This window comes from Streptomyces sp. M2CJ-2, from assembly GCF_016757295.1.
In the GTDB taxonomy this organism is placed as follows: Bacteria; Actinomycetota; Actinomycetes; order Streptomycetales; family Streptomycetaceae; genus Streptomyces.
In genome coordinates this window covers 57006-83048 of the sequence record NZ_JAESIF010000030.1, presented here as the reverse complement: position 1 = coordinate 83048, position 26043 = coordinate 57006, and the positions used below count along the sequence as shown (strand labels likewise).

12 protein-coding genes and 1 pseudogene are annotated in these 26043 nt (G+C 70.2%); 8 read left to right on the top strand and 5 right to left on the bottom strand.

From position 1 onward, the window contains the following. Window positions 1-208: 208 nt before the first annotated feature. Window positions 209-1084 (bottom strand): 3-methyl-2-oxobutanoate hydroxymethyltransferase, encoded by an 876-nt coding sequence (gene panB / locus JL475_RS22240; RefSeq protein WP_202279578.1) that lies wholly within the window; start codon window positions 1082-1084, stop codon window positions 209-211. Window positions 1085-1326: 242 nt separating this feature from the next. On the opposite strand from panB, the gene JL475_RS22235 reads away from it, so the two are divergent. The 4 genes from JL475_RS22235 to JL475_RS22220 all read left to right on the top strand — a co-directional run bounded on the left by JL475_RS22235 (window position 1327) and on the right by JL475_RS22220 (window position 6402). Beyond that, window positions 1327-2916 carry a DHA2 family efflux MFS transporter permease subunit gene (locus tag JL475_RS22235; RefSeq protein ID WP_202279577.1) on the top strand — a complete coding sequence of 530 codons (1590 nt, stop codon included), beginning with the start codon at window positions 1327-1329 and terminating at the stop codon, window positions 2914-2916. Between the two features lie 90 nt (window positions 2917-3006). Further along, on the top strand, window positions 3007-3648 hold the full coding sequence (locus tag JL475_RS22230; RefSeq protein WP_202279576.1) for a TetR/AcrR family transcriptional regulator: 642 nt from the start codon (window positions 3007-3009) through the stop codon (window positions 3646-3648). A 275-nt stretch (window positions 3649-3923) separates the two neighbouring features. Further along, window positions 3924-4976 carry an endonuclease/exonuclease/phosphatase family protein gene (locus JL475_RS22225; protein ID WP_202279575.1) on the top strand — a complete coding sequence of 351 codons (1053 nt, stop codon included), beginning with the start codon at window positions 3924-3926 and terminating at the stop codon, window positions 4974-4976. A 151-nt stretch (window positions 4977-5127) separates the two neighbouring features. Further along, complete coding sequence (locus JL475_RS22220) at window positions 5128-6402, top strand: MFS transporter (RefSeq protein WP_202279574.1); 1275 nt, start codon at window positions 5128-5130, stop codon at window positions 6400-6402. On the opposite strand, the gene JL475_RS22215 is transcribed toward JL475_RS22220, so the two are convergent. Beyond that, complete coding sequence (locus JL475_RS22215; protein ID WP_202279573.1) at window positions 6380-8134, bottom strand: NAD+ synthase; 1755 nt, start codon at window positions 8132-8134, stop codon at window positions 6380-6382. The genes JL475_RS22220 and JL475_RS22215 overlap by 23 nt on opposite strands. Before the next feature lie 139 nt (window positions 8135-8273). On the opposite strand from JL475_RS22215, the gene JL475_RS22210 reads away from it, so the two are divergent. Next, a complete protein-coding gene (locus JL475_RS22210) occupies window positions 8274-8717 on the top strand; it encodes an Rrf2 family transcriptional regulator (protein ID WP_202279572.1) in 444 nt (147 codons plus the stop codon). Between the two features lie 52 nt (window positions 8718-8769). On the opposite strand, the gene JL475_RS22205 is transcribed toward JL475_RS22210, so the two are convergent. Continuing rightward, window positions 8770-9960 carry a globin domain-containing protein gene (locus JL475_RS22205; protein ID WP_202279571.1) on the bottom strand — a complete coding sequence of 397 codons (1191 nt, stop codon included), beginning with the start codon at window positions 9958-9960 and terminating at the stop codon, window positions 8770-8772. Between the two features lie 351 nt (window positions 9961-10311). Between JL475_RS22205 and JL475_RS22200 the strand changes: the two genes are divergently transcribed. Then, a complete protein-coding gene (locus JL475_RS22200) occupies window positions 10312-11673 on the top strand; it encodes a glutamine synthetase family protein (RefSeq protein WP_202279570.1) in 1362 nt (453 codons plus the stop codon). Window positions 11674-11824: 151 nt separating this feature from the next. On the opposite strand, the gene JL475_RS22195 is transcribed toward JL475_RS22200, so the two are convergent. Further along, window positions 11825-15013, bottom strand: coding sequence for a DNRLRE domain-containing protein (locus JL475_RS22195; protein WP_202279586.1), 3189 nt, complete (start codon window positions 15011-15013; stop codon window positions 11825-11827). 484 nt (window positions 15014-15497) lie between these two features. Here JL475_RS22195 and JL475_RS22190 point away from each other — a divergent pair, with 484 nt between their 5' ends. Then, complete coding sequence (locus tag JL475_RS22190; RefSeq protein WP_237407932.1) at window positions 15498-23387, top strand: ricin-type beta-trefoil lectin domain protein; 7890 nt, start codon at window positions 15498-15500, stop codon at window positions 23385-23387. A 516-nt stretch (window positions 23388-23903) separates the two neighbouring features. On the opposite strand, the pseudogene JL475_RS22185 reads toward JL475_RS22190, so the two are convergent. Further along, window positions 23904-24173 (bottom strand): annotated as a pseudogene (locus JL475_RS22185) (tyrosine-type recombinase/integrase); the annotation flags it as partial. A gap of 229 nt (window positions 24174-24402) precedes the next feature. On the opposite strand from JL475_RS22185, the gene JL475_RS22180 reads away from it, so the two are divergent. Next, window positions 24403-26034, top strand: coding sequence for an ISAzo13 family transposase (locus JL475_RS22180; RefSeq protein WP_237407930.1), 1632 nt, complete (start codon window positions 24403-24405; stop codon window positions 26032-26034). Window positions 26035-26043 lie beyond the last annotated feature (9 nt).

Genomic DNA, 26043 nt, shown 5'->3' with positions numbered 1-26043 from the left:
GAGGCCGACACCGACAGCCCGTCTGGGGGCACCCCCTGCTCGTAGAGCTTGGGGGAGCTCGAGGACGAGGCCGTCCAGGCCGAAGGGGGGTCCGGGGGCGCAGCCCCCGGAAGGACATCAGCCTCCTACAGGGCGACGGCCCGCCGACGGGGGGAAGATCGGCGGGCCGTCGTGGTGCGGCGTTGGCTCAGCGGCAGCGCTCAAGCGCTCAGTGGACGGAGTGCTCCTCCTGCGGGAACGTTCCGCCGACGACGTCCTCGGCGAAGGCCTTCGCCGCGCCGCCCATGACCTCCCGCAGGTTCGCGTACTGCTTCACGAACTTCGGCACCCGGCCGCCGGTCAGCCCGAGCATGTCGGTCCACACCAGTACCTGCGCGTCGGTCCCGGCGCCCGCGCCGATCCCGACGGTGGGGATGTGCAGGGTCCGGGTCACCTCGGCGGCCAGCTCCGCCGGCACCAGTTCCAGTACGACGGCGAAGGCGCCCGCGTCCTGCACGGCCTTGGCGTCCCGCAGCAGCTGCTGTGCGGCCTCCTCGCCGCGCCCCTGGACGCGGTAGCCCATGGCGTTCACGGACTGCGGGGTCAGGCCGATGTGCGCCATCACCGGGATGCCGGACTCGACCAGCAGCTCGATCTGCCGGTGCGAGCGCTCACCGCCCTCCAGCTTGACGGCGCCGACACCGGCCTCCTTCACCAGCCGGGTCGCCGAGCGCAGCGCCTGCACCGGCCCCTCCTGGTACGAGCCGAAGGGCAGGTCGGCGACGATCAGGGCGCGACGGGTGCCGCGGACCACGGCGGCGGACAGCATGGTCATCTCGTCGAGGGTGACGGGCACGGTGGTCTCGTACCCGAGGTGGCAGTTGCCCGCGGAGTCGCCGACGAGCATGACCGGGATGCCGGCCTCGTCGAAGACGGACGCGGTCGCCGCGTCGTAGGCGGTGAGCATGGGCCACTTCTCGCCGCGTTCCTTGGCGAGGGCGATGTCGCGGACGGTGATACGGCGGGTGCCCTTGCCTCCGTACAGCGTCTTGCTGCCGTCGGAGGGGACTGCCTTGCCAGTCTGGGCAGCCGAAAGCTGCGTCATTGCAACGGCTCCTAACAGGTCATCTCGAGGCGCCCTGACGGCGTCCCCGGATCCCCTCCATGGTGGCATTCCGAGCGGGCCGGTGCCTAGGGGAGGTCCGAGGGTTCCGCCCGGCCGCCGCCCCGGACTCCCGGTCGAACACGCAAAGCCCCGCGAAAGGCGGCGCAATGCCCCGGCAAGGTCTCGGCAAAAGGGTTTCGATACGAGACGGTCTCGTATCGAAACGGTCCTACGGTGGCCGCATGACTTCTCCCGCCGCCCCGGCCCGCCGGATACCGGAACACGTGCACCGGCGCCGCTGGGTCATCCTCGGCGTGCTCATCCTGAGCCTGCTGATCGTCGTCCTGGACAACTCGATCCTGAACGTCGCCATCAAGACGATCTCCACGCCCGCTCCCACCGGCCTGGGCGCCACGCAGAGCGAGCTGGAGTGGGCGATCAACGCCTACACGCTCGTCTTCGCGGGCCTGCTGTTCACGGCCGGCCTGCTCGGCGACCGGATCGGCCGCAAGAAAGTGCTGCTCGGGGGCCTCGCGGTGTTCGGCCTCGGCTCGGCACTCGCCGCGTTCTCCGGCACCCCGGCGGAGCTGATCGGCTTCCGCGCGGTGATGGGACTGGGCGCCGCGTTCGTGATGCCGGCGACGCTGGCCGTGCTGATGAACGTCTTCGAACGCGAGGAGCAGCCGAAGGCCATCGGCATCTGGGCGGGCGGGGTGGGTCTCGCCATCGCGATCGGCCCGGTCACCGGCGGACTGCTCCTGGAGCACTTCTGGTGGGGCTCGGTCTTCCTCGTCAACGTGCCGATCGTGCTGACCGCCCTCGCCCTGATGCTGTGGCTGGTGCCGGACTCCCGAGACCCGGACCCCGGCCGGATCGATCCCGTCGGCGTCTCCCTGTCCGTGGTCGGTCTGGTCCTGCTGGTCTACGGCATCATCAAGGGCGGCCAGCTCGCCGACTTCACCGATGCCACCGTGCTGGCGACCATCGGTGCCGGCCTCGCCGTGCTCGCCGCGTTCGTGGTGTTCGAGAAGCGCAGCACGCACCCGTCCATCGACATGGCGTACTTCGGGAACAAGGTCTTCTCGGCCGCGATCGTCGCGATCGCGCTGGTCTTCTTCGCCCTGTTGGGCGTGATGTTCTTCGCGGTGTTCTACACGCAGAGCGTGCGCGGGTACACGCCGCTGGAGACCGGTCTGCTGATGCTGCCGCTGGCTGCCGCGCAGATGATCTTCGCGCCGCGGGCCCGGCTGCTGGTGAACCGCTTCGGCAACAGGGCGACCACCACCGGCGGCATGCTGCTCCTCGCGGCGATGCTGGCCGGGTTCTGCCTGCTGGACGGGGACACGCCGATCTGGGTCCTCGAGGTGATCTTCTTCCTGATGGGTGCCGCCATGGCGAACATCATGACGCCGGTCAGCGTCGTGATCATGCAGACGCTGCCACGGGAGAAGGCGGGTTCGGCCTCCGCGCTCAGCAACACCTTCCGCCAACTCGGCGGCGCCCTGGGCATCGCCGTCCTCGGTTCGGTGCTGTCCACCGCGTACCGCTCGCACATCGAGGACAAGCTGGTCCTGCTGCCGCCGGGCCTGCGGGAGTCCGCAGGCGAGTCCATCGAGGCCACCCTGGGCGTCGCGGCCCGGCTCGGCCCGCGCGGCGACGCCCTGGTCGGACCGGCGAACGACGCGTTCCTGCACGCCATGCACGTCACGGCGCTGGGGGGAGCGGGTGTCGCGGTGATCGGCGCGATCGTCGTCGGGCTGTTCCTGCCGGGCCGGACGACGGTGCCCGAAGGGGAGGAGAAAGAAGAGGAGTTGGTGCCGACGAGGGACTGACGGCCGAAGGGGTGGTGGGCCGGCCCGCCGGACACCGGGGAGAATCCTCCCAGCCGATCGTCCCCGGCCCCACGGAAAGGACGCAGCGACGTGAGCCTCGCCGACACCGACACCGGTGCAGACGCCGATCCCCGGCCGGACGGGCCCGCGCGGGGCCGCCCCCGCAGCGAGGCGGTGGAACGCGCCATCATCGAGGGCGCGATGAAGCTCCTGGAGGACGGAGTGCCCCTCGCGGAGCTGTCCATCGAGCGGATCGCCCGCACCGCCGGCGTCGGCAAGGCCACCATCTACCGCCGCTGGAGCGGCAAGGAGGAACTCTTCGTCGACGTCCTGCGGGCCGCCGAACCGGTCGACCCCGAACTTCCCGGCACCTCCATGCGCGACGACCTCGTCGTCCTGCTGGAGTCCCTGCGCCGGCGCGGCCTCGCCAGCAGGGCCTCGGTGATCCTGCACAACGTGCACACCCAGATGAAGAGCAGCCCGAAGATCTGGGCGGCCTACCACAACACCGTCATCCTGCCGCGCCGCCGGCTCGGCCTGGAGGTGCTGCGCCGCGGCCGGGAGAACGGCGAACTCCGCGCCGACGTCGACCTCGAACTGCTGAACGACATCGTCGTCGGCCCCCTGCTCGTCCGCACCCTCCTGCGCCCCGACGCCGGACTGCCGGACGGCCTCGCCGAACAGGTCGTCGACACGCTGCTCCAGGGACTGCGCCCCGTCAACAAGGCCTGACCGCCCACCTCGATCCGCCCCCTCGACCTGCCGCCCCGACCTGCCCCGGCCCGTCACCACGACTGTCACGGCCGACACATCTCGCCACGGCCGTCTCGATGTGCGCGTTCCGTCACAGAGCGCGCTTTCCGTGATCCCGCCCGGAACTGCCGGAGCGGTCCCGCTCGTCCTCGCCTCGTACGGCCGTCGACGGACGGCGGGAAAGACGCCGAGCATCCCCTAGGGTCTTGCACGCGGGGGGCGACGGTGTGCACGGCAAGGTGTGAGGCGACGGTATGGCGCAACAGGCGTACGTGACGGAGACGGACAACGGCGGCTCGGGGCCCGAGCGTCGGATTCCCGGGCTTCGGCGCCTGTGGGACCGCCTGACCCGGGGCTGGCGCGGGGACCCCCGCATCTGGCGCCGGGGGCTGGTCCTGGCCGTGTTCGCGGTCCTGCTCGCGCTGGTCATGCTGGCCCGCGCCCACATCCCCAACGTGGTCGGCAACCTGGGCAGTCTGATCGAGACGTTCCTGCCCTGGCTGGGGCTGGCCGTCCCGGTCCTCCTCCTGCTGGCCCTGGTCCGCAGGTCCGCCACCGCCCTGGTCGCGGTACTGCTGCCCGCGGCCGTCTGGCTGAACCTCTTCGGCAATCTGCTCATCGACCGGACCGGCCCCGGCGGCGACCTCACGGTGGCCACGCACAACGTCAACGCCGGGAACCCGGACCCGTCCGGCACCGCCCGCGACGTCGCCGCCTCGGGGGCGGACGTCCTGGCCCTCGAGGAGCTGAAGGCGTCCGCGGTCCCGACGTACGAGAGGGCGCTGGCGCCGACGTACAAGTACCACGCGGTGGTCGGCACGGTCGGGCTGTGGAGCAAGTACCCGCTGAGCGACGTGGCGGCCGTCGACATCCGTCTGGGCTGGGAGCGCGCGATGCGGGCCACGGTGACGACGCCCGAGGCGCAGGTCGCGGTGTACGTCGCCCATCTCCCCTCGGTGCGCGTGAAGTTGGAGGCCGGATTCACCGCACGTCAGCGCGACAAGAGCGCCGACGCCCTGGGCTCCGCCATCGCCCGGGAACCGCTGGAGAACGTCGTCCTGCTCGGCGACCTGAACGGCACGATGAACGACCGCGCCCTGAACGCCGTCACCTCCCAGATGCGTTCCACCCAGGGGGCCGCGGGCAGCGGGTTCGGTTTCAGCTGGCCGGCGGCGTTCCCGATGGCGCGGATCGACCAGATCATGGTCAAGGGCGCGGAGCCGGAGAGCTCGTGGTCGCTCCCGAGGACGGCGAGCGACCACCTGCCGATCGCGGCCCGCGTGAAGCTCGCCACACCGGGCGACTGAAACCCCAGGTCAACCCCGTCCGTACGGCTGTCGGCAAGCTGCGCGTCGATCACCGGAACACCGGACCTGAGAGGCTTTGTTCCGCACGTGAACATATGGACGCGCGGAACGGCGCGGACAGCGCGGAACCCAGCCTCGAAAGGCCCCCCTCATGCCCCTGGCCCTGCTCGCCCTCGCCGTGGGCGCCTTCGGCATCGGTACCACCGAGTTCGTGATCATGGGGTTGCTCCCGGACGTCGCGGACGACCTGAACGTCTCCATCCCGAGCGCCGGCCACCTGGTCTCCGCCTACGCCCTCGGTGTGGTCGTCGGCGCCCCGCTGCTCGCCGCCGCGACGGCGAGGATCTCCCGGCGCACGGTGCTGATCGCCCTGATGGCCCTCTTCGTCGCGGGCAACGCGCTCTCGGCGTTCGCCCCCGACCACGACTGGCTGCTGGCCGCGCGCTTCCTCAGCGGTCTCCCGCACGGTGCCTTCTTCGGCGTGGGAGCGGTGGTCGCCGCCGACATGGTGACCCCCGACCGCAAGGCCCGCTCGGTCTCCCTGATGTTCCTGGGCCTGACGACGGCCAACGTGGTCGGCGTCCCCGCGGCCACCTTCATGGGCCAGCACCTCGGCTGGCGGGTGACCTTCCTCGGCGTCAGCGCGATCGGTCTGGCCGCCATAGCCGCCCTGGCCCTGCTGATCCCGGCGGACCACACCCCGGCCGCCCCCACGGCCGGGCTGCGCGGCGAACTGGCCACCCTGCGCTCCCTGCCCGTCTGGCTGGCCCTCGGCACCACGGTGGCGGGCTTCGGCGGGCTCTTCGCGGCGTACAGCTACATCACGCCGATGCTGACGGACTCCGCCGGCTACGCCGAAGCGAGCGTGACGCTGCTGCTCGCCCTGTTCGGCGTGGGAGCGACGGCCGGCAACCTGCTGGGCGGCCGGCTGGCCGACCACTCCCTGCGCGGCACCCTCTTCGGCGGCCTGGCCGCGCTGACGGCGGTCCTGGCGCTCTTCCCCCTCCTGATGCGCACCGAGGCCGGCGCGGCCGTGGCCGTGACCCTCCTCGGCACGGCCGCCTTCGCCACCGGCTCCCCGCTCCAGCTGATGGTCATGGAGAAGGCGGCGGCGGCTCCCTCCCTGGCCTCGTCCGCCAACCAGGCGGCCTTCAACCTGGGCAACGCCGGAGGCGCCTGGGTCGGCGGCCTGACCCTCGCGGCAGGCTTCGGGACGACGTCTCCGGCCCTCGCGGGCGCCCTGCTGGCCGCCCTCGGCATCGGCGTGGCCGCGGTGGCCCACACGGTGGACCGCAGGACGTCTCCCACCGCGGCCCCGTCCCCGAACCGGGACCGCGTCGTCACCGGCCACGTGCCCCGGCAGACGCAGTCCCCGGTTCCCCGGCAGGCGCAGGCCCCGGCCGCTACTCCCGCCAGCCGCTCGTGATCGGCAGCCGGCGGTCCTTGCCGAACCCCTTCGGGGAGATCTTCGTCCCCGGCGGATACTGCCGCCGCTTGTACTCGGCCCGGTCGACCATCCGCAGTGTCTTCGCCACCAGCTCCGCGTCGAACCCGCCCGCGACGATCTCGTCCGCCCCGCGGTCCCGGTCGACGTACAGCTCGAGGATCGCGTCGAGCACCGGGTAGTCCGGCAGCGAGTCCGTGTCGACCTGTCCCGGCCGCAGCTCGGCGCTCGGGGGCTTCGTGATCGAGTTCTCCGGGATCGGCGGCGTCTGCCCCCGCTCCCGCGCCGAGCGGTTCCGCCACTCGGCGAGCCGGAACACCGACGTCTTGTACACGTCCTTGATGGGCCCGTACGCCCCCACCGAGTCCCCGTACAGCGTCGAGTAACCGACGGCCAGCTCCGACTTGTTGCCCGGCGCCAGCACGATGTGGCCCTCCTGGTTGGAGATCGCCATGAGCGTCGTCCCGCGCAACCTGGACTGGAGGTTCTCCTCCGCCAGCCCGGACAGCCCCAGCGCCCCCATGTACGCGTCGAACATCGGCTCGATGGCGACCGTCCGGTAGTTCAGCCCGGTCCGCCGCGCCAGCTCCGCCGCGTCGTCCTTGGAGTGATCGGAGGAGTACTTGGACGGCATCGAGACGCCGTACACGTGTTCCGGACCCACCGCGTCGCAGGCGATCGCGGCGACGAGCGCCGAGTCGATGCCCCCGGACAGCCCGATCAGCACGGACTCGAACCCGTTCTTCCCGACGTACGCCCGAAGCCCCGTGACCAGCGCGGAGTACGTCTCTTCGTCGTCGTCGAGCGGATCCGCGTGCGTCCCCTTCCGTTCCGCCGGGTAGGCGGGCAGCGGTGTCTCGGACAGGACGACGCGGTCGATGCGCAGTCCGTCGTCGAGAACCGCGCCGGCGGCGGGCGCGTCGGCGGCGGCCGCCGGCAGGTCGAGGTCCAGCACCACGCACTCCTCGGTGAACTGCGGTGCGCGCGCCACGACCTCGCCGTCCCGGTCGACGACGATCGAGTCCCCGTCGAAGACGAGGTCGTCCTGCCCGCCGGTCATCGCGAGGTAGGCCGTCGTGCACCCCGCCTCCTGGGCCCGCTTGCGCACGAGCTCGAGCCGGGTGTCGTCCTTGTTCCGCTCGTACGGCGAGGCGTTGACCGACAGGAGCAGCCCGGCCCGCGCCGACCGGGCGGCCGGCACCCGCCCGCCGTCCTGCCACAGGTCCTCGCAGATGGCGAAGGCGATGTCCACGCCGTGCAGCCGCAGCACGGGCAGGGTCTCGCCGGGCACGAAGTACCGGAACTCGTCGAAGACGCCGTAGTTGGGCAGGTGGTGCTTGGCGAAGCCCAGCACCACGTCACCGCCGTACAGCACGGCCGCCGCGTTGCGCGGCGCACCGGCGGGCCGGCCGTACTTCGGCCGGTCGGCGGCGCTGCGGTCGAGGTAGCCGACGAGGACGGGCAGTTCCCCGAACCCCTCGTCGGCGAGCCGCGCGGCGAGGGAGCGCAGGGCCGCGCGGGAGGCCGCCACGAAGGACGACCTCAGGGCGAGGTCCTCGACGGGGTACCCGGTCAGCGCCATCTCCGGGAACGCCACGAGGTGCGCTCCCTGTTCGGCGGAGTGCCGGGTCCAGCGGACGATCGCCTCGGCGTTGCCGGCGAGGTCGCCGACGCGCGAGTCGATCTGGTTCAGGGCGAGACGTAGTTGAGGCACGCGGCCCAGTGTAATCGTCAAACCGACGCGATGGGGTGGGAGGCCGTGCGGGAGCGGCTGCGGACCCCGTCCGGAAACTCCACGAGGACTTCCGTCGGATAATTTGAATGCCGGATGTGCGTTACCTACCCTGCCCGGTATGAGGCTGCTGCGCTCCACCGACCTCGCCCTGCGGGTCCTGATGCGCCTCGTCGTGGCAGGCGACTCCAACCCGACGACGCGCGAGGTCGCGGCGGCCGTCGACGTGCCGTACACCCACGCCGCGAAGGTCGTCGCCGAACTCCAGCACATGGAACTGCTCACGGCCCGCCGCGGCCGGGGCGGCGGCCTCGCCCTCACGGAGCGGGGCCGCACCGCATCGGTGGGTGCCGTGGTCCGCGCCTTCGAGGGGGAGGACGACGTCGTCGACTGCGAGGGCACCTCGGCCCTCGCGGCCTGCCCGCTCCGTTCCGCCTGCCGCCTGCGGGGCGCGCTGCGGCGGGCCCAGGAGGCGTTCTTCGCCTCGCTGGACCCGCTCACGGTGGCGGACCTCGCCACGGACCCGACGGGCCCGCTCCTGCTGGAGATCTCCCGGGCGCCTTAGCCCTGCCCCGGCGTAAGTCCCCCGTCCGCCCGTCAGCTCTCCCGGGGCGTGCTCAGCCCTGCGCGGCCAGCCACAGGTCCGGGCCGAACACCTCGTAGTGGATGTCGGCCGGGGCGACGCCCTTGCCGATCAGCTGCTCCCGCACCGCCCGCATGAACGGCAGCGGACCGCACAGGTACGCGCGCGTACCCGGCGCCACCGGTACGTCCGTGAGGTCGACGTAGCCGGTGGAGGTGCCGGCCGGGGCGTCCTGCTCGTACCAGAAGCGCACGGTGGAGTCCGCCAGCTTGGCCGCGTACCCCTCGTGGTCGGCGCGCAGGGCGTGGTCGGCGGGGGAGCGGTCGCCGTGCACGACGGTGACCGGAGCCTGGTGCCCGCCGTCGGCGAGGTGCGCCAGCATCGCGGTCATCGGGGTGACCCCGATCCCCGCCGAGGCCAGCAGGAGGGGGGTGCCGGGCTCGGCGTCGAGGACGAGATCGCCGTACGCCTCGGACAGCTCCAGGACGTCACCGACCCGTACGCGCGCGTGGAGGTGGCCGGAGACCTCGCCCTCGGGCGTTCCGTCCTCGTCGTGCACGCGCTTGACGCTGCACTGCCGCTCGCCCGGGCCGGGTGCCCCCGAGAGGCTGTACTGGCGGATCTGCCGGGCGCCGTCGTCGAGGGCGACGCGGACGGAGACGTACTGGCCCGGGCGGAAGTCCCGCACCGGGCCCCCGTCGACCGGGCGCAGCCGGAAGGAGACGACGTCGGCGGTCTCGGTGACCCGCTCGACGACCTCCCACTCCCGCCAGCTCGGCCCGCCCTGCTCCTCGTAGAGCCGCTTCTCGACGGCGACGAGGGCGTTCGCCATCAGCCAGTAGACGTCCTCCCAGGCGGCCGCGACTTCGGGGGTGACGGCCTCGCCCAGGACCTCCACGATGGCGGCGAACAGGTGCTCGTGGACGATGGCGTACTGGTCCGGGGTGACGCCGAGCGAGGCGTGCTTGTGCGCGATGCGCTGCAGCATCGCGTCGGGCCGGTCGTCGGGGTGCTCCAGCAGATGCGTGGCGAAGGCCGCGATGGAACCGGCGAGGGCTTCGCGCTGGGTGCCCGCGGCCTGGTTGCCGCGGTTGAACAGGTCGCGCAGCAGCTCGGGGCGGGCGGCGAACATCCCGGCGTAGAAGCGCTCGGTGATCTCGCCGAGGGCCGCTCCGACGGCGGGGAGCGTGGCGCGGACGGTGGCGGCGGACTGCTCGGACAGCATCAGGTCTCCTCGTTCTCGACTGCCTGCGCCACCCATTAAAACTTGCATCTGAAATGCCAATTAAGGGGGGGTGGGGTTGAGCCGACCGAGGGGGCCCTGCTGGAAGGCGACGCGTCGACGATGACGCGTCGACGGGTACCGGAGCGGCGCCCGCCGTTACGCGCACCGGCCCGAACGGGCAAGATGGACAGCGGGCGCGAGGAACCACGGGGCCACCGGACGATCATGGTCGGCAACACGCGTGAAACCCGGATGTGGTGGGATGGCCCGACTGCCCGACCGCAGCCCGAGGAGGCCATCCGTCGCGGCAAAGAAAAGGCGGTCCGACCGGCGATGATGGGGAAGCGGAAGATGGACAAGCAGCAGGAGTTCGTGCTCCGGACGTTGGAGGAGCGCGACATCCGGTTCGTACGGCTGTGGTTCACGGACGTGCTGGGCTTCCTGAAGTCCGTGGCCGTGGCCCCGGCCGAGCTGGAGCAGGCCTTCGACGAGGGCATCGGCTTCGACGGCTCGGCGATCGAGGGCTTCGCCCGGGTGTACGAGTCCGACATGATCGCCAAGCCGGACCCGTCGACGTTCCAGATCCTGCCCTGGCGTGCCGAGGCGCCCGGCACGGCCCGCATGTTCTGCGACATCCTCATGCCGGACGGCTCCCCGTCCTTCGCCGACCCGCGCTACGTCCTCAAGCGCGCCCTGGCCCGCACCTCCGACATGGGCTTCACCTTCTACACCCACCCCGAGATCGAGTTCTTCCTGCTGAAGGACAAGCCGCTCGACGGCAGCCGCCCGACCCCCGCCGACAACTCCGGCTACTTCGACCACACGCCGCAGAACGTCGGCCAGGACTTCCGCCGCCAGGCCATCACGATGCTGGAGTCGATGGGCATCTCGGTGGAGTTCTCCCACCACGAGGGCGCCCCCGGCCAGCAGGAGATCGACCTCCGCTACGCGGACGCGCTGTCCACGGCCGACAACATCATGACGTTCCGCCTGGTCATGAAGCAGGTGGCGCTGGAACAGGGCGTGCAGGCCACGTTCATGCCGAAGCCGTTCTCGGAGTACCCGGGCAGCGGTATGCACACGCACCTCTCCCTCTTCGAGGGCGACCGCAACGCCTTCTACGAGTCGGGCGCGGAGTACCAGCTCTCCAAGATCGGCCGCTCCTTCATCGCGGGCCTGCTGAAGCACGCGGCGGAGGTCTCCGCGGTCACCAACCAGTGGGTCAACTCCTACAAGCGCATCTGGGGCGGCTCCGAGCGCACCGCCGGCGCCGGCGGCGAGGCCCCCTCGTACATCTGCTGGGGCCACAACAACCGCTCGGCCCTGGTGCGCGTCCCCATGTACAAGCCCGGCAAGACCGGCTCGGCCCGCGTCGAGGTCCGCTCGATCGACTCCGGCGCCAACCCGTACCTGACCTACGCGCTGCTGCTGGCCGCCGGCCTGAAGGGCGTGGAGGAGAGCTACGAACTCCCGCCCGGTGCCGAGGACGACGTCTGGGCCCTCTCCGACGCCGAGCGCCGAGCCCTCGGCATCGAACCCCTCCCGCAGAACCTCGGCGAGTCCCTCACTCTGATGGAACGCAGCGACCTGGTCGCCGAGACCCTCGGCGAACACGTCTTCGACTTCTTCCTGCGCAACAAGAAGCAGGAGTGGGAGGAGTACCGCTCCGAGGTCACCGCCTTCGAACTCCGCAAGAACCTGCCGGTGTTGTAACGCTCTGCTGCGGCGGGGCAGGGGCGGCGGCCCCGGCGACCACTCCTGCCCCGCGCCCCCGACGAAGTCCCGGCGTGTGACACGGGGACGACCGAGCCCCGGCCCCCCTGCGAGGGGGCCGGGGCTCGGTGGGTGCGTCGTGGCGACGGTGTCAGCCGAAGGCCTTGATCGCGTTCCAGTCCACGGTCAGGACGACCTTCACGGGAGACCCCGTGCTGCTCCTGGACGGGTTGTAGATCCGCGTGTGGCCGTCGGAGCGCAGGCGTGCCCAGATGTCGGGAATACCGTCGCCGCTGACGTCGGGGATGCCGAGGGCCGTCGGCACATTGGCCTCGCTCCAGTTCGTGCCGTAACCCACGTCGCCGTTGAGCGAGTTGGCGGCCAGCTTGAGCGAGATGAGGTCGACGCTGCCGCTGACGGGCCCGGGCTTGCCGTGCCGGACGTACATGTTGCCGTTGTCCAGGTTGCGCCACAGCAGGTCGGGCGTCTTGTCGCCGTTGATGTCGGCGACGTTGACGATCTCCCGGCGGGCCCAGGCGTCGTGGTTCATCAGCGTGGCCTCCCGGAAGGCGGCACCGGTGTAGCCGGACAGCACCCAGAACTCGGGGCCGGTCCGCAGGACCAGGTCGGGGTGCCGGTCGCCGGTGATGTCGCCGACCGCCTTGATCTGCGTCCAGGTGGAGGGGGCCGGGGCGCCCGCGGGCAGGCGGATGCTGATCCGCTCGCCGACGTCGAAGCTGCCGTAGCCGTCACCCGGGTAGAGCCAGGCCTTGCCGTCGGGGGTGACGGCGAACAGGTCGGTGGCGCCGTCACCGGGGTAGGCGTCCGCGTAGTGGGTGATCAGCGCGGCCTTTCCGGTGGCCGGGTCGTACCAGTGGTCCTTCGGGTGCAGCTTCGTTTCCGAGGTCTTCTCGTCCGTGGTGTACGCGGCGCCCAGGCAGCCGTACAACTCGCCGCCCTCGCTGCCGACGCAGTTCTGCAGGTTGCCGTCGGCGTTCACGATCAGCAGATCGGGGATGCCGTCGCCGCCGGTGTCCCAGGGCTTGTCGGCCTTGTCCCGGGGCTGCACGTAGAAGGAGTAGTCCGTACGGGTGCTCTGGTTGCCGTAGGTGTCGTAGGCGTACACCAGCAGCCAGTTGGGGCCCGCGTGCTCCGGTTTCAGGGCGGGCACGGTGGCCGTGCCGTCGGCGCGGGCCGGCACCTCGAGCCACTGCAGGCCCTCGATCGTGTACCGGAACCTCGCCGCGCCCGCGGAGCTGAAGGTCACCGAGCCGGTCGTGCCGAACTTGAGCTTCGACCAGGTCAGGCCGTCAGAGGTGGCCCGCGGGAAGTCCTCGCTCTCGATCTCGGGCTGTGGCGGTGCGGTGGCGTCGACGGTGATCCGGCAGGGTTCGGTGCCCGGCGGGTAGTACGTGGAGGCCGCGTTCTCGGTGTCCACGGCGCGCACGTCCCAGGAGTAGGTGGTCTTGTCCTCCAGGGGGAACGTGGTGGGGATGGTCACCCTGGCGGTGCCGCTGGAGTCGGGTTTGGCGATTTTGGCGGCCGGGACGGTCCCGCCGGTCTTCCAGAAGCGGAACTGCAGCTCGCGGAGGTTGCCGTCGGGGTCCTTGGCGTTCGCCGACAGGGTGATGTTGGTCTTGCCGATGGTCACGCCCGCGCCCGGGGCGACCGCACAGGTACCGCCGGGTACGGACTTGCCGCCGGTGGGCTCGCTCGGCTTGCGGTTGTAGACGACCTCCAGCTCCGCCGTCTTCGCCTCGAACTTCCGCCAGGTCTGGGTGTCGGACTCGCTGGTGGCGCGCATGCCGAAGGTGATGCTCGACCAGCTGCTGTCCGAGCCCTTCTTGGCGGCGGCCTTCACGTCGAACGACTCGAAGGCGTCCGGGCAGGAGCTGGAGGACCAGCCGTGCGCGAACGACTTCGAGTCGAGCTTCGTCGTCCAGCTCGGCTGCTTGTTCCACGTCGTGCCCGAGGAGATCGCCCCGGTCATCCAGAACTGGAACTCGCGCTTGGTGCAGGACCAGGAGTGGTGGTTGCGCACCTTGAAGGTCGCGGAGGAGATCTCCGCACCCTTCAGGCGGCTGTCGTACTTCATGCGCCAGAAGGAGCGGGCGGTGCCGTTCGTGTCGTCCTCGTGGCCGACGCGGGCGTCCGAGGTGCCGGAGCTGAAGTTGGTGCCGTTCCAGAAGCTGCTGTTCGGGTACGGCTTGTACGCCACAGTCCAGGCCTCCCAGGGGCCCCTGATGGTCGGGTCGACGAACACGGGGAAGCGGGTCTCCGGGTCGGTCAGCAGACCGGACTCGCCCAGACCCAGGTCGATCCGGGCCGCCTTGGACTTGTCACCCTCCAGGCGCATCGGCATCCGGGCCTGCCGCGCACCGGGTTCGATGCCGCTCAGACCGGACAGCTTCAGCACCTCGGCCGGCGCGGCGACGGAAGCGCGGGGCTCCTCGCCTTCGGGCAGTTCGGGGTCACGGCCGCCGGAGTCCCAGGCGAACGGCGTCGGGACGGAGCCGATCTCCTCACCGGCCCCGTTGAGCACCGTGACGCTGCTGCCCTCCTCGTCGTACCGGAACACGGCCGTCTCCGAGCGCAGCCCGTACGAGACCTTCGCCAGCGCCTCGCCCTGCGCGGCCTCACGGTTCTTGACGATCAGCAGTTGGGCGAATCCGCCCTCCTCGCGTGCGACCAGGAGCAGGTCGACGCCCGGCAGCACCTCCGGATACAGGGCCCGGGGACCGTCGAGCACCGGCTCGGGCAGCTCGCCCGGCCAGGTGTAGGCGACGGTGTGGCCGCCGAGGTCCACCTCGGCCAGCACGGTGTCCTTCACGGCGGACTCCCCGGCCAGCGGCAGCCGGGCGTAGGAGCGGTCGGCGCGGTCCTTGCGGCCGGGGGTGCCGCTGGAGAACCGCACCGGCACCGCCGGGTTGACCGGGCGGACGCCCAGGGCGTCGCCGGCCTTCCCGGTCCGCTGGAGCCGGTTGTCGATCGGCGCCCACGCTCCCTCGGCGTTCTTCGCCCGCCGGGGGAGCGCGGCGATCTCGGTGCGCATCCTCCCGTCGGGCAGCGCCCACGTCCGCGAGGTGGCGGTGGTCGCCGTGCCGACGAGCACCTTCTTGCGGGTGCGCCGGGCCTCGGCCGCGGCGGCGGCCTCGTCACGGGGTCCGGTCGTCGCCGGCTTCGCGTCGGTCGTCCTGCCCGCCTGCGGCGCTGACGCCTCGTCAGGAAGCCACCAGGGCAACAGGGCGGCGGTCAGGGCGGCCAGAACGAGACCGAGGGTGAGGGCCAGCCTGGTGCGCGTGCGCACGAAGGGGCTGAGGAAACGAGGCGGCGCGGGCACGGCGGCGGTCACTCCCGTGTGGACCAGGCGGATGGGGACAGCACGGACGGCCCCGGACTTGCAGGTCACGGGGCATGGGCGCGCAAACGATCACACGTTCCATGCAAGTTGTCCACATGTAAGGAAGTTATGAAGCTGTGATGTTCTTCAGGTGGTCGCGCGGGGGTGCGCCTGCCGGTGCCGCATGTGCGGCTTTTGATCATCCGTTGTGCGCGGATGGAGGTGGTTTTCCGCCGTACGGGCCGTCGGATAGCGGAAGGGGTGTTCTGACATCAGATCAACCGTGGTTCACATCACATGAGTTCACTCCGCTCCGATTCCGGCGATCTTGAAGCATGCGGCGCTCATGACAGAGGGTGCGGGCATATTCGTATTGCCTGGGTGGGAGTCGACGCGCATGCGTGCTCAGAGTCCGCTGTCCTGGCTGGGGCGTAAACGCCTGGCCCTGACGGAGTCACAACGACGGCGTCGTCGGCACGGCCGCATGGCGACCGTCCTCCTGTTGTCCTCGACGCTGATGGTCACGAGCCTCAGCGCTGAGGCATGGGCGGTTCCCGGCCCCGGCATGAGCCGCGAGGAATCGGTCGACCTTCCCGACCTGCCGGAGAGCACCTCGATCGAGGGGGACGAGGAGGCCGAGAAGAACCTGACGACCGCGCCCGAGGTCCCCGTCGACCCGTACGAGCCGGTCGCCGTGACCCCCTGGGCGGAGGACAGCGGCACCGCGACCCTGTCCGAGGACGCCGAGGCCGGCGCCATGGTCCCGGTCTCCGACGGTCTGCCCATCGCGCTCGGCGTGCCCGAGGGCACCGACCCGGCCGCGATCGCCGGTGAGTGGCAGGTCGACCTGGCCGCGCCGTCCGCCTCCCAGGACGCCGGTGTCTCCGGCCTCATCATGCGGGTCACCCCGCCGGCCACGGCGGACCCGGCCGCACAGGTCGCACTCGCCGTCGACACCACCTCCTTCGCCGACCTCTACGGCCCGCAGGCCGCCGACCGCTTCGGCCTGGTACTGCTGCCCGAATGCGTCCTGACCTCCCCCGACAGCGGCGACTGCGCCGCCGAGGGCGGAGTACAGACCATGTCGGGCAAGGCGGACGGCGACGACGCCGAACTGCTGCGCAGCACGGTGGAGGTGGTGCCGGCCAAGGAGGCGCCGACCGAGGCGAAGGCCCCGAAGAACGCCGCCACCCACAAGGTCCTGACCGGCTCGGTCCCGGTCGCCAACCTGCTCGGCGGCGAAGCGGCCGCCAGGCAGGCTCCGGAGCCGGGTGCCGAGCAGGACCCCGAGTCCGACGCCAAGCCGTCTCCCGAACCCGGGGACGACAAGTCCCCCGAGGCCGACGAGTCCTCCCCGAAGCCCTCCGGCGCCTCGGCCCGCACCGCCTCCGCGCGCACCGGCGCCCTCCAGGCGGTCGGCGCCTCCGGCCCGCAGGTCATCGGTGCCATGGACACCGGTGCCTCCGCCGCCGGCGACTTCACCGCGACGCCGCTGCTGTCCGCCGGCTCCTGGTCGGCCGGCGCCTCCTCGGGCGCCTTCACCTACGGCTACCAGGTCCAGGTCCCCGAGACCGCGGGCGGCCTGATGCCGAAGATCGCACTGAGCTACTCCTCGCAGTCCGTCGACGGACGTACCTCCGCCACCAACAACCAGGCCTCCTGGATCGGCGACGGCTGGGACTACAACCCCGGCTCCATCACCCGCACCTACGCCAACTGCCGCCAGGACTCGAAGAAGTCCGGTTCGAACAACGCCACGCACCGCACGGCGGACATGTGCTGGGGCTCGGACAACGCCACGCTCTCGCTCGGCGGTATGACCACCGAGCTGGTGTGGGACGAGGACAAGGGCACCTGGTTCACCGCCAACGGCGACGGCTCCAAGATCGAGCGGGTCAAGGACTCCACGAGCGGCAACGGCGCCAGGAACGGTGAGTACTGGGTCGTCACCACCCGCGACGGCACCCGCTACCACTTCGGCAAGCACAAGCTTCCGGGCTGGACCGACGGGCAGCCGGTCACCGACTCGGTGCTGACCGTGCCGGTGTACGGCAACCACCCGGGCGAGGACTGCTACAAGGCCGGCGACTGGGCCGGCTCCTGGTGCACCCAGGGCTGGCGCTGGAACCTCGACTACGTCGAGGACGTCCACGGCAACGCCATGTCCCTGTGGTGGAAGACCGAGAAGAATTACTACGCCCGCAACTTCAACTTCAAGGCCCCGGTGGTCTACGACCGCGGCGGCTACCTGAGCCGTATCGACTACGGCCAGCGCAGGGACAGCATCTTCTCCGCACCCGCCCCGGCCCGCGTCAGCTTCACGGTCGCCGAACGCTGCCTGACCGAGGGGTCGCTCACCTGCTCCGACGCGAACTTCGCCGACAAGGACCCGGGCAAGTACCGCATCTGGTACGACACCCCGGCCGACCTGCGGTGCGAGGCCGGCAAGAAGTGCTGGAACGCCGGACCGACGTTCTGGAGCCGCAAGCGCCTCACTCAGATCCAGACCTCCGCCCAGCGGCGCACCGACACCGAAGAGCGCCAAGTGGTGGACCGGTACGCGCTCAAGCAGAGCTTCCCGGTCCTGAGGACCGGCCCCAACACCGCCCTGTGGCTGGAGTCGATCCAGCGGACCGGCTACGCCCGCAAGGGCTCCACCGACGACAGCCTCACCCTCAACGCGGTGCGCTTCGAGTCCAACGCGGACGACATGCCCAACCGGGTCATGCGGCGCGACGACCCGCGCCCCGGCTTCTCCCGGCTCCGCATCGCGCGGGTCATCAACGAGTACGGCGGCGAGACCGTCGTCACCTACAAGCCGGCCGCGGGTGACTGCGCCACCGGCACCGGACTGCCCGGCAAGAAGGACACCGCCGAGCTGAAGTCCAACACCCGCCTGTGCTACCCGCAGTTCTGGCACCCCGACCCCGAGGTCGAGGACATCGACTGGTTCCACAAGTACGTCGTGGAATCCATCGAGGAACTCCCCAATGTCGATGGCGCGTTCAGCACGCAGACCGCCTACGCGTACAAGAACGCCGGCTGGAAGCTCGGCGAGGCGGAGTTCAGCAAGAAGTCCACCCGCACCTACTCCCAGTTCGCCGGCTTCGAGCAGACCACGGTGATCACGGGCACGGACGAACCGACCGTCGGCAGCAAGAAGTCCAAGGCCGTCACCCGCTACTTCCGCGGCATGGGCGACACCGTCCCGGTGAAGGACATCACCGGCGCCGAGATCGCCAAGGACCGCGAACCGTTCGCCGGCCGCATCGCCGAAGAACTCACCTACACCAGCGCCTCCGACGCCGACACCGACTGGCTCTCCCGCAGCGTCACCGTCCCGGCCGTCACCGAACTGGGCAAGCGCGACCGCGACGACGACCTGAGCCCGCTGCGCGCCTGGCGCGTCACGGAGCCCGAGGAGATCGCGTACACCAAGTCCTCCGGCACCGGTGACGACACCCGCACCGAGCGCGTCGTACGGACGAAGACGACGTTCGAGTCGACGCACGGCCTGCCCACCCAGGTGGAGTCGCTCGGCGACACCGGCGAGGACGGCGACGAGTCCTGCACCAAGCTGGAGTACCTGCACCACACCGGCAAGAACCTCATCGGCCTGACCAAGCAGGCCCTGGTCTCGCCGACCACCTGCGCGAACGCCGACTTCGCCGACCTGTCCACGCTGAGCGGCGCCACCCGCACCGCCTACGACGGCACGGCCTACGGCACCGCGCTCGCCGGCACCACCCGCGGCCTGGCCACCCAGACCTGGTCGCTGAACGGCGCCGGCACCGGCTTCCAGACCAACGGCACCAGCGAGTTCGACGCCATCGGCCGCGTGGTGAAGCAGACCGACCCGGACGGCAAGTCCGGCACGATCGCCTACACCCCGTCCACCGGCCAGGTCTTCGAGATCACCGAGACCAACGCCGTCGGCCACACCCAGAAGCAGGAACTGGAGCCCGGCCGCTCGACGGGGCTGAAGACCACGGACGCCAACGGCCACGTCAGCGAGGCGAAGTACGACCCGCTGGGCCGCCTCCTCGAGGCGTGGGCCCCGGGCCGCACCCCGTCGAGCTCGTCCGTCCCGGACTTCCGGGCCGTCTACACCATCCCGGAGTACGACCCGGAGAACCCGGACCGCAAGCCCCCGTTCGTCACCACCCACAGCCGCGGCCACAACGACCGCGTCGAGACCTCCGTCACCCTCTACGACGGCCTCGGCCGCGAGCGGCAGACGCAGGAGGAGGCCGACGGCAACGGTCACCTGATCACCGACACGCTGTACAACAGCTCGGGCGAGGTCTGGCAGACCAACAACGCCTACCTCACCCACGAGGCCGAGTTGGGCGAGCTGTTCACCCCGCTCGCCGACACGGCCGTCCCCAACATCACCCGGTACACCTACGACGGCCTCGGCCGCGTGCTGACGGAGACGCCGGTCCTCAAGGTCACGGACCCCGAGACCAAGGAAGCGACCTCGGAGCCGGTCCCGGCCCGGGCCACCCGCTACGAGTACGGCCCGGACTGGTCGAAGGTGATCCAGCCGACCGGAGCCTCGTCGTACCGCGTCTTCACCGACGCGCTCGGCCGCACCTCCCGGGTGGACACGTTCAACCCGGAGGCGCCCGACGGCCACACGTCGATGCGCTACACGTACGACGCGCACGGTCAGCTGGTGAAGGCGACCAACTCCGCCGACAAGACGCACCCGTGGACGTGGACGTACGACCACCGCGGCCGGCAGGTGACCGCCACCGACCCGGACGCGGGCACCACACGGACCACCTACGACCACCGCGACCGCGTTCTGACCACCACCAACGCCCGCGACGTCACCGTCTGGAACGGCTACGACATCCTGTCGCGCCCGACCGAACAGCGCCTGGGCGGCGCCACCGGCAAGCTGCTCGCCGACTTCGGCTACGACTCGGCCCCCGGCGGCAAGGGCATGCCCGCCACCGCCACCCGCCACACCGACGGCGCGGCGTACACCCAGCGGATCGACGGCTACACCAAGGACTACCAGCCGACCTCCACCACGCTGACCCTGCCGCAGACGCTGGCCGACACCTGGGGCTTCAAGACCTCCTACACCTACGGCTACACGTACAACGACACCGGCGCGCTGAAGGAGGCCTCGCTTCCGGCGGTCGGCCGGTTCGACGCCGAGAAGCTCGTCGTCCGCTACAACAAGGACGGCAAGCCCCTGTCGGTCTCCGGCAAGGACTGGTACGGCGCCGAGACGGTCTACGACTCCTACGGCCAGGTGCTGCGCTCGACCCTGGGCGCGCAGCCGTACCGGGTCTGGGCGCAGAACTCCTACGACGAGGGCAGCGGCGAACTCAAGGACCAGTCGGTCTACCGCGAGCAGACCGGCGACAAGAGCCTCGTCGGCGGCCACCTCGTCTCCAACCGGTCCTACACCTACGACCCGGCCGGCAACGTCACCTCCATCCGTGAGCACTCGGACGGCATCGCCGAGCGGCAGTGCTTCGCCTACGACCCGCTCGGCCAGCTGAAGACGGCCTGGACCGCCAAGGACCAGACCGCCTGCGCCGGCCCGAAGAGCGGCGACGGCACGCCGAACGTGACGGCCGGCAAGGACAAGACCGGCTACTGGCAGGAGTACGAGTACGACCTGGTCGGCAACCGCACCAAGCTGACCGAGAAGGACCTCGGCGGCGACGCCGGCAAGGACGCCACGACCACCTACTCCTACGGCAAGGCCGACGGCACCCAGCCGCACACGCTGACCAAGGTGTCCAAGGCGTACACCACGCCGGAGGGCGCCCAGGTCAAGACCGAGGCCGAGCGGCTGTACGAGCTGACCGGTGAGACCAAGTCCGTCACCTCCCTCCAGAACGGCGACAAGCAGGAGCTGACCTGGACCTACGACGGCAAGATCGACCGGATCAAGGGCCAGGGCGCCGGCGGCAAGACCCCGTACGTGGGCCTGGCCGACAAGTGCCTCGACGTGAAGAGCGGCAGGCCCGCCCCCGGCCAGCCGGTCCAGCTGTACGCCTGCAACACCTCCCTGGCGCAGAGCTGGCGCTTCACCCCCACCCCGGGGACGGACCAGGCCGACGCCGACCGGGGCACGCTGACCGCCTACGACAAGTGGTGCGTGGAGCCTGCCGCGAACACCGCGGGTTCGGCCCTGCAGGTGCAGGAGTGCGACGACTCGGCCGCCCAGGAACTGAGGCGGAACGCGTCCGGTCAGCTCACCCACGTCGACTCGGGCCTGTGCCTGGCGGTCAAGGACGCCAGCCCGGCGGACTCGACCCCGATCGTGCTCGCCACCTGCAACGCCACGAAGTCCGAGCAGCAGTGGGCGCCGCAGAACGACACCCGGCACATCTACGGTCCCGACGGCGCGCAGCTGCTGACCATCAAGGGCAAGCAGGCCACCCTGCACCTGGGCGAGGCCGAGGTCACCGTCCAGCGGGGCGGCGTCATGGTCAACACCCAGCGGACCTACTCGGTGCCGGGCGGCGCGGTCATGCGCTACGGCAACGGCAACGGCAACACCGACGGGGCACTGGTCGCCCTCACCGGTGACCACCAGGGCAGCACGTACACGGAGGTCGCTCTCACCACCGACATGCCGGTGCGGATCCGCAAGCAGGACCCGTTCGGCAACCAGCGCGGCGCGGAGTCGGTCGGCGTGGGCTTCCAGAGCCACACCGGTTTCCTGGGCGCGACGCGTGACGACGCCTCCGGCTACCAGCCGCTGGGCGCCCGGCTGTACGACCCGGTGGTGGGACGCTTCCTGTCCGCCGACCCGGTGCTGGACCTGAACGACCTGCTGCAGTCCAACGGTTACGCCTACGCGCACAACAACCCGGTGACGATGTCCGACCCGACGGGTCTGGCCATCTCCCTGACCGCCTCGGAGCGGGCCGCGGCCCTGGCGGGCGCGGGCCTGTCCGCGGCGCAGGTCGCGCAGGCGCAGGCCACCATGGGCAAGTCCCTGACCTCGGTGATCCTGGGCGCGGCGTGGAGCACGCTGAAGGACTTCATCGGCATCAGCGACGCCATGGCCTGCTTCGGCGGTGACATGTGGTCGTGCGCCGGCATGATCGTCGGGGCGATCCCGTGGTCCAAGCTGGGCAAGATCCCCGGAGTCCTCAAGGCAGTCGACCGCACCATCAACGCCATCCAGGCCTTCCAGAAGGCGAAGAAGGCAGCCGAGGCCGTGCTGAAGGCCGCGAAGGCGGCCGAGGCGGCGGCGCTGAAGGCCAAGAAGGCGGCGATCGAGAAGGCGAAGAAGGAAGCCGCGCAACGCGCCAAGAAGAAGGCGGCCGAGCAGGCCAAGAGAACCAGCGACAAGGCGGTCGCCCAGACCAAGAAGACCGGCAACCCCGTCCAGAAGCAGGCCCAGGCCAAGGCGGCGCCGAAGGTGTCGTCGGTGAGCAAGGGCTCCGGCGGCGGCAGCAAGGGCGGCTCCAAGCCGGGCGGCAACTCCGGTGGCTCCTCCCGCAGCAAGGGCGGCAGCAGCGGAAGCGGCGACTCGGGCAAGGCCGACGGCGGAAGCGGCGGTTCCTGCCCGACCGACAACAGCTTCGTCCCGGGCACCAAGGTGCTGATGGCCGACGGCACCACCAAGCCGATCGAGGAGGTCAAGGCCGGCGACAAGGTCGTCGCCACCGACCCGAAGACCGGTGAGCGGCGCATCGAGACGGTCACCGCCGAGATCAAGGGCGAGGGCCTGAAGCACCTGGTCAAGGTCACCATCGACACCGACGGCGAGAAGGGCACCGAGACCGCCCAGGTCACCGCGACCGACGGCCACCCCTTCTGGGTCCCCGAACTCGGCGAATGGATCGACGCCACCGACCTGAAGTCAGGCCAGTGGCTCCAGACCAGCGCCGGCACTCACGTCCAGATCACCGCGGTCGAACGCCGGACCAGCCCCGGGGCAACGGTCCACAACCTCACCGTCGGCGACACCCACACGTACTATGTGCTGGCTGGGACCACGCCGGTCCTGGTTCACAACTGCAACACAGAAGGGCCAGTTGATCATGTCGCTCTTGGTATGCGAGCTCATGATCTGAAGGGATTCGCTGAGACCGTTGAAGCTCGTCACCTCCTCGGAGCGACGGATGCAACTTGGCGCGACGAGGTTAAGGGCGCAATTGCTAGGACGGGTAGGGGTGAAGGGCGAATATCCTTCATGCTCGACGGTCTCCCCGGTGCGAGTCAGGGGCCGGCAAAGGCTCTGAAAATCGCACAGGCTACGGCCCCTGCACAGCGTTTGCATACTCAGTGGGAGTTGATGGAAGTTGATGCAGCCGGCCTCATGGGGAAAGTGGACTTCTATCGATGGAACCGGCGTGCTGAAAACTGGACTGGGGTCAAGTTCAAGTGACATACCAACTGGTAGATGGGCATCTCCCTCTGAAGCTGCGGGGAATTTTCAAACCGTGGGCTATTGAGGTAGGTCACAGTAAGATCCTGCTTCGCGGATTCTTGGGTGGCGAGGAAGGGGGCGTCCCTAGGGTTTTTGATGTTCTATTCCAGGACGTTTCCCGGATCTCGCTGGCCGATCAGTACTCAGGTCTCAGTGTGTCGGATGCGGGCCTAGATGTTTTGCGAACTGAAGAACAGAGGGCTGGGCGTAGGTGGCGAGAGAGTAAACTTTTTCGAGTCTCCGAGGATAATCCGCTTGATTATATCGTTGCGGGATATATCTTCTGGGCTGAAGTTTTCATCCTCGCTACAGAGCCAAGCCCCCTGATGCAGGAATCTCCTAGTCCTGGCGCAATCAAGGGGGGCAAGGTTTTCCGGGTGCGGGCGGACCGGTAGCCATAGTGAAATTGAAGCCCCGTCAGGTGTGTCCTGGCGGGGCTTCAGCGTGGGGTGGCGGCAGTAGTTGACGGTAACGTCAGCGGACGAGACCGGTGCAGGGCGGCGGTTCGTCGCCGTCGGAGCTGACTGTCTCGGCGCTTTCCGGGCTGCCGAGCGCGGTGCCAAGGGTGTCGATGGCGTCTCGCTGGAGGCGGAGCCTTACATGGGTGTAGACGGTGGCGGTGACGCCGATGTGGACGTGGCCGAGGAGTTCCTTGATCACGACGAGTTCAATTCCCTGCTCCAGGAGAAGGGTGGCCGTGGAATGGTGAACGTCGTGGAAGCGGATGCGGCGGAGACCGGCCTTGTGGAGGCAGGGGAGCTTCCGCAGCAGGTGTCAGCCCTTGAACGTCGCCACGCTTGCTCGCTGAGGCAGCGGATCTTGGCGTGACTGCTGTTGTGACGGCGCTTCCCCCTCCTCAGACAACCCAGGAGCGGGACCCGGACGGGCAGGGAGCTGTCGATAAATAACTCCTTGGTTTCTGGGGTCTGTTGGCCCGTAGGATGCGGGTGTGTCGGAGGGGATCGAGGCGGGGCTGGTTGAGGCGTTCGCGTTGTTGCTGCCGCACCTGGACGAGCGGCAGCGACGGCTGGTGCTGGGGGCCGCTGCCCGTGTACGAGGGCACGGCGGGATTCGCCTGGTGGCTGGTGTTGCGGGGGTGGCGGAGTCCACGGTGTCGCGCGGGGTGCGTGAGCTGGAACTCGGTGAGGAGCCCGATGGCCGGGTCCGGGCGGCGGGCGCGGGCCGCAAGCGGCTACAAGACGTTGACCCGGATCTGGTCCCGGCGTTGCTCGCACTGGTCGAGCCGGACCAGCGGGGAGATCCGGAGTCGCCGCTGCGGTGGACGGTGAAGTCCACCCGTGCCCTGGCCGCGGAGTTGTCCCGGCAGGGCCATCGGGTCGGCCACGACACGGTGGCCGCGCTGCTGAAGGCCGAGGGGTTCTCCCTGCAGGGCACCTCGCGCACGACCGAGGGTGCCCGCCACCCCGACCGGGACGCCCAGTTCCACTACATCAACGACCAGGTCAAGACGTATCTCGTGGACGGGCAGCCGGTCATCAGCGTGGATGCCAAGAAGAAGGAGACCCTGGGCGAGTACGCGGTCGCCGGGCGCGAGTGGCACCGGGCCGGGCAGCCGGTCCGCGTACGCGCCCACGACTTTCCCGAGAAGGGCGCCCAGAAGGCGGTGCCCTACGGGATCTACGACATCGGCGCGGACACCGGCTGGGTGTCGGTGGGCTGCGACGGCGACACTGCCGCCTTCGCCGTGGCCACCTTGCGCCGCTGGTGGGACGGGGAAGGACGGCACCGCTACCCGCATGCCACCCGCCTGCTGATCACTGCCGATGCCGGCGGATCCAACGGCTACCGGGTCCGCGCCTGGAAGAGCGAGCTCGCCGCCTTCGCCCACGAAAGCGGCCTGGAGGTGAGCGTGTGCCACTTCCCGCCGGGTACTTCAAAGTGGAACAAGATAGAGCACCGGCTGTTCTCGCAGATCAGCATCAACTGGCGCGGCAGGCCCCTGACCAGTCATGAAGTCGTGGTCAGCACCATCGGCGCGACCCGCACCCGCACCGGACTGGCCGTCCACGCCGAACTCGACCCTGGCACTTACCCCACCGGCGTCACCGTCCCCGACACCGTCATGGCCCGCCTCCCCCTCGCCCCGCACGACTGGCACGGCACCTGGAACTACATGCTGCGGCCCGAGCCCCTCGCACCGCCGCCCCCGGCACGGCCCGCCGAGTTCGGCCGCTTCCCCGCTGGCGACAAACTCCCTGCCTGGCTGCGGCACCCCAGCCTCACCGGACTGGAGACCCCCGCCTTCGACGACCTCGTCGTCCGCTACCGCGACTACTGCACCCAGCACCCACCGGTCCTGCTCCCCGGGAAACGCCCCGACGGCGGTCCCGGCGCCGGCACCCGGCGACTGTCCGCCGCCGACCATCTCGTCGTCTTCCTCCTGCAGAAGCGCTGGTCCATGACACAGGCGCCGCTTGCCGAGGCGACCGGCCTGTCCAAGAGCAGGATCGGCGCAACCCTCCGGGACGCCGCCCCCGTCCTCGCCGCACTCGGCCACACAGTGCCCACCGGCGGCCTCACCGTGACCTCCACGGAGCAACTCGCAGCGATCGCCGGCTACAGCTCACCCGATCAACACCACTGATAAACCAAG

Bases quoted from the DNA above. Each gene is read 5' to 3' on its own strand.
- JL475_RS22210 (WP_202279572.1), top strand. From the start codon at position 8,274: ATGAGGCTGCTGCGCTCCACCGACCTCGCCCTGCGGGTCCTGATGCGC.
- panB (WP_202279578.1), bottom strand. From the start codon at position 1,084: ATGACGCAGCTTTCGGCTGCCCAGACTGGCAAGGCAGTCCCCTCCGAC.
- JL475_RS22200 (WP_202279570.1), top strand. From the start codon at position 10,312: ATGGACAAGCAGCAGGAGTTCGTGCTCCGGACGTTGGAGGAGCGCGAC.
- JL475_RS22190 (WP_237407932.1), top strand. From the start codon at position 15,498: ATGGCGACCGTCCTCCTGTTGTCCTCGACGCTGATGGTCACGAGCCTC.
- JL475_RS22225 (WP_202279575.1), top strand. From the start codon at position 3,924: ATGGCGCAACAGGCGTACGTGACGGAGACGGACAACGGCGGCTCGGGG.
- JL475_RS22235 (WP_202279577.1), top strand. From the start codon at position 1,327: ATGACTTCTCCCGCCGCCCCGGCCCGCCGGATACCGGAACACGTGCAC.
- JL475_RS22220 (WP_202279574.1), top strand. From the start codon at position 5,128: ATGCCCCTGGCCCTGCTCGCCCTCGCCGTGGGCGCCTTCGGCATCGGT.
- JL475_RS22205 (WP_202279571.1), bottom strand. From the start codon at position 9,960: ATGCTGTCCGAGCAGTCCGCCGCCACCGTCCGCGCCACGCTCCCCGCC.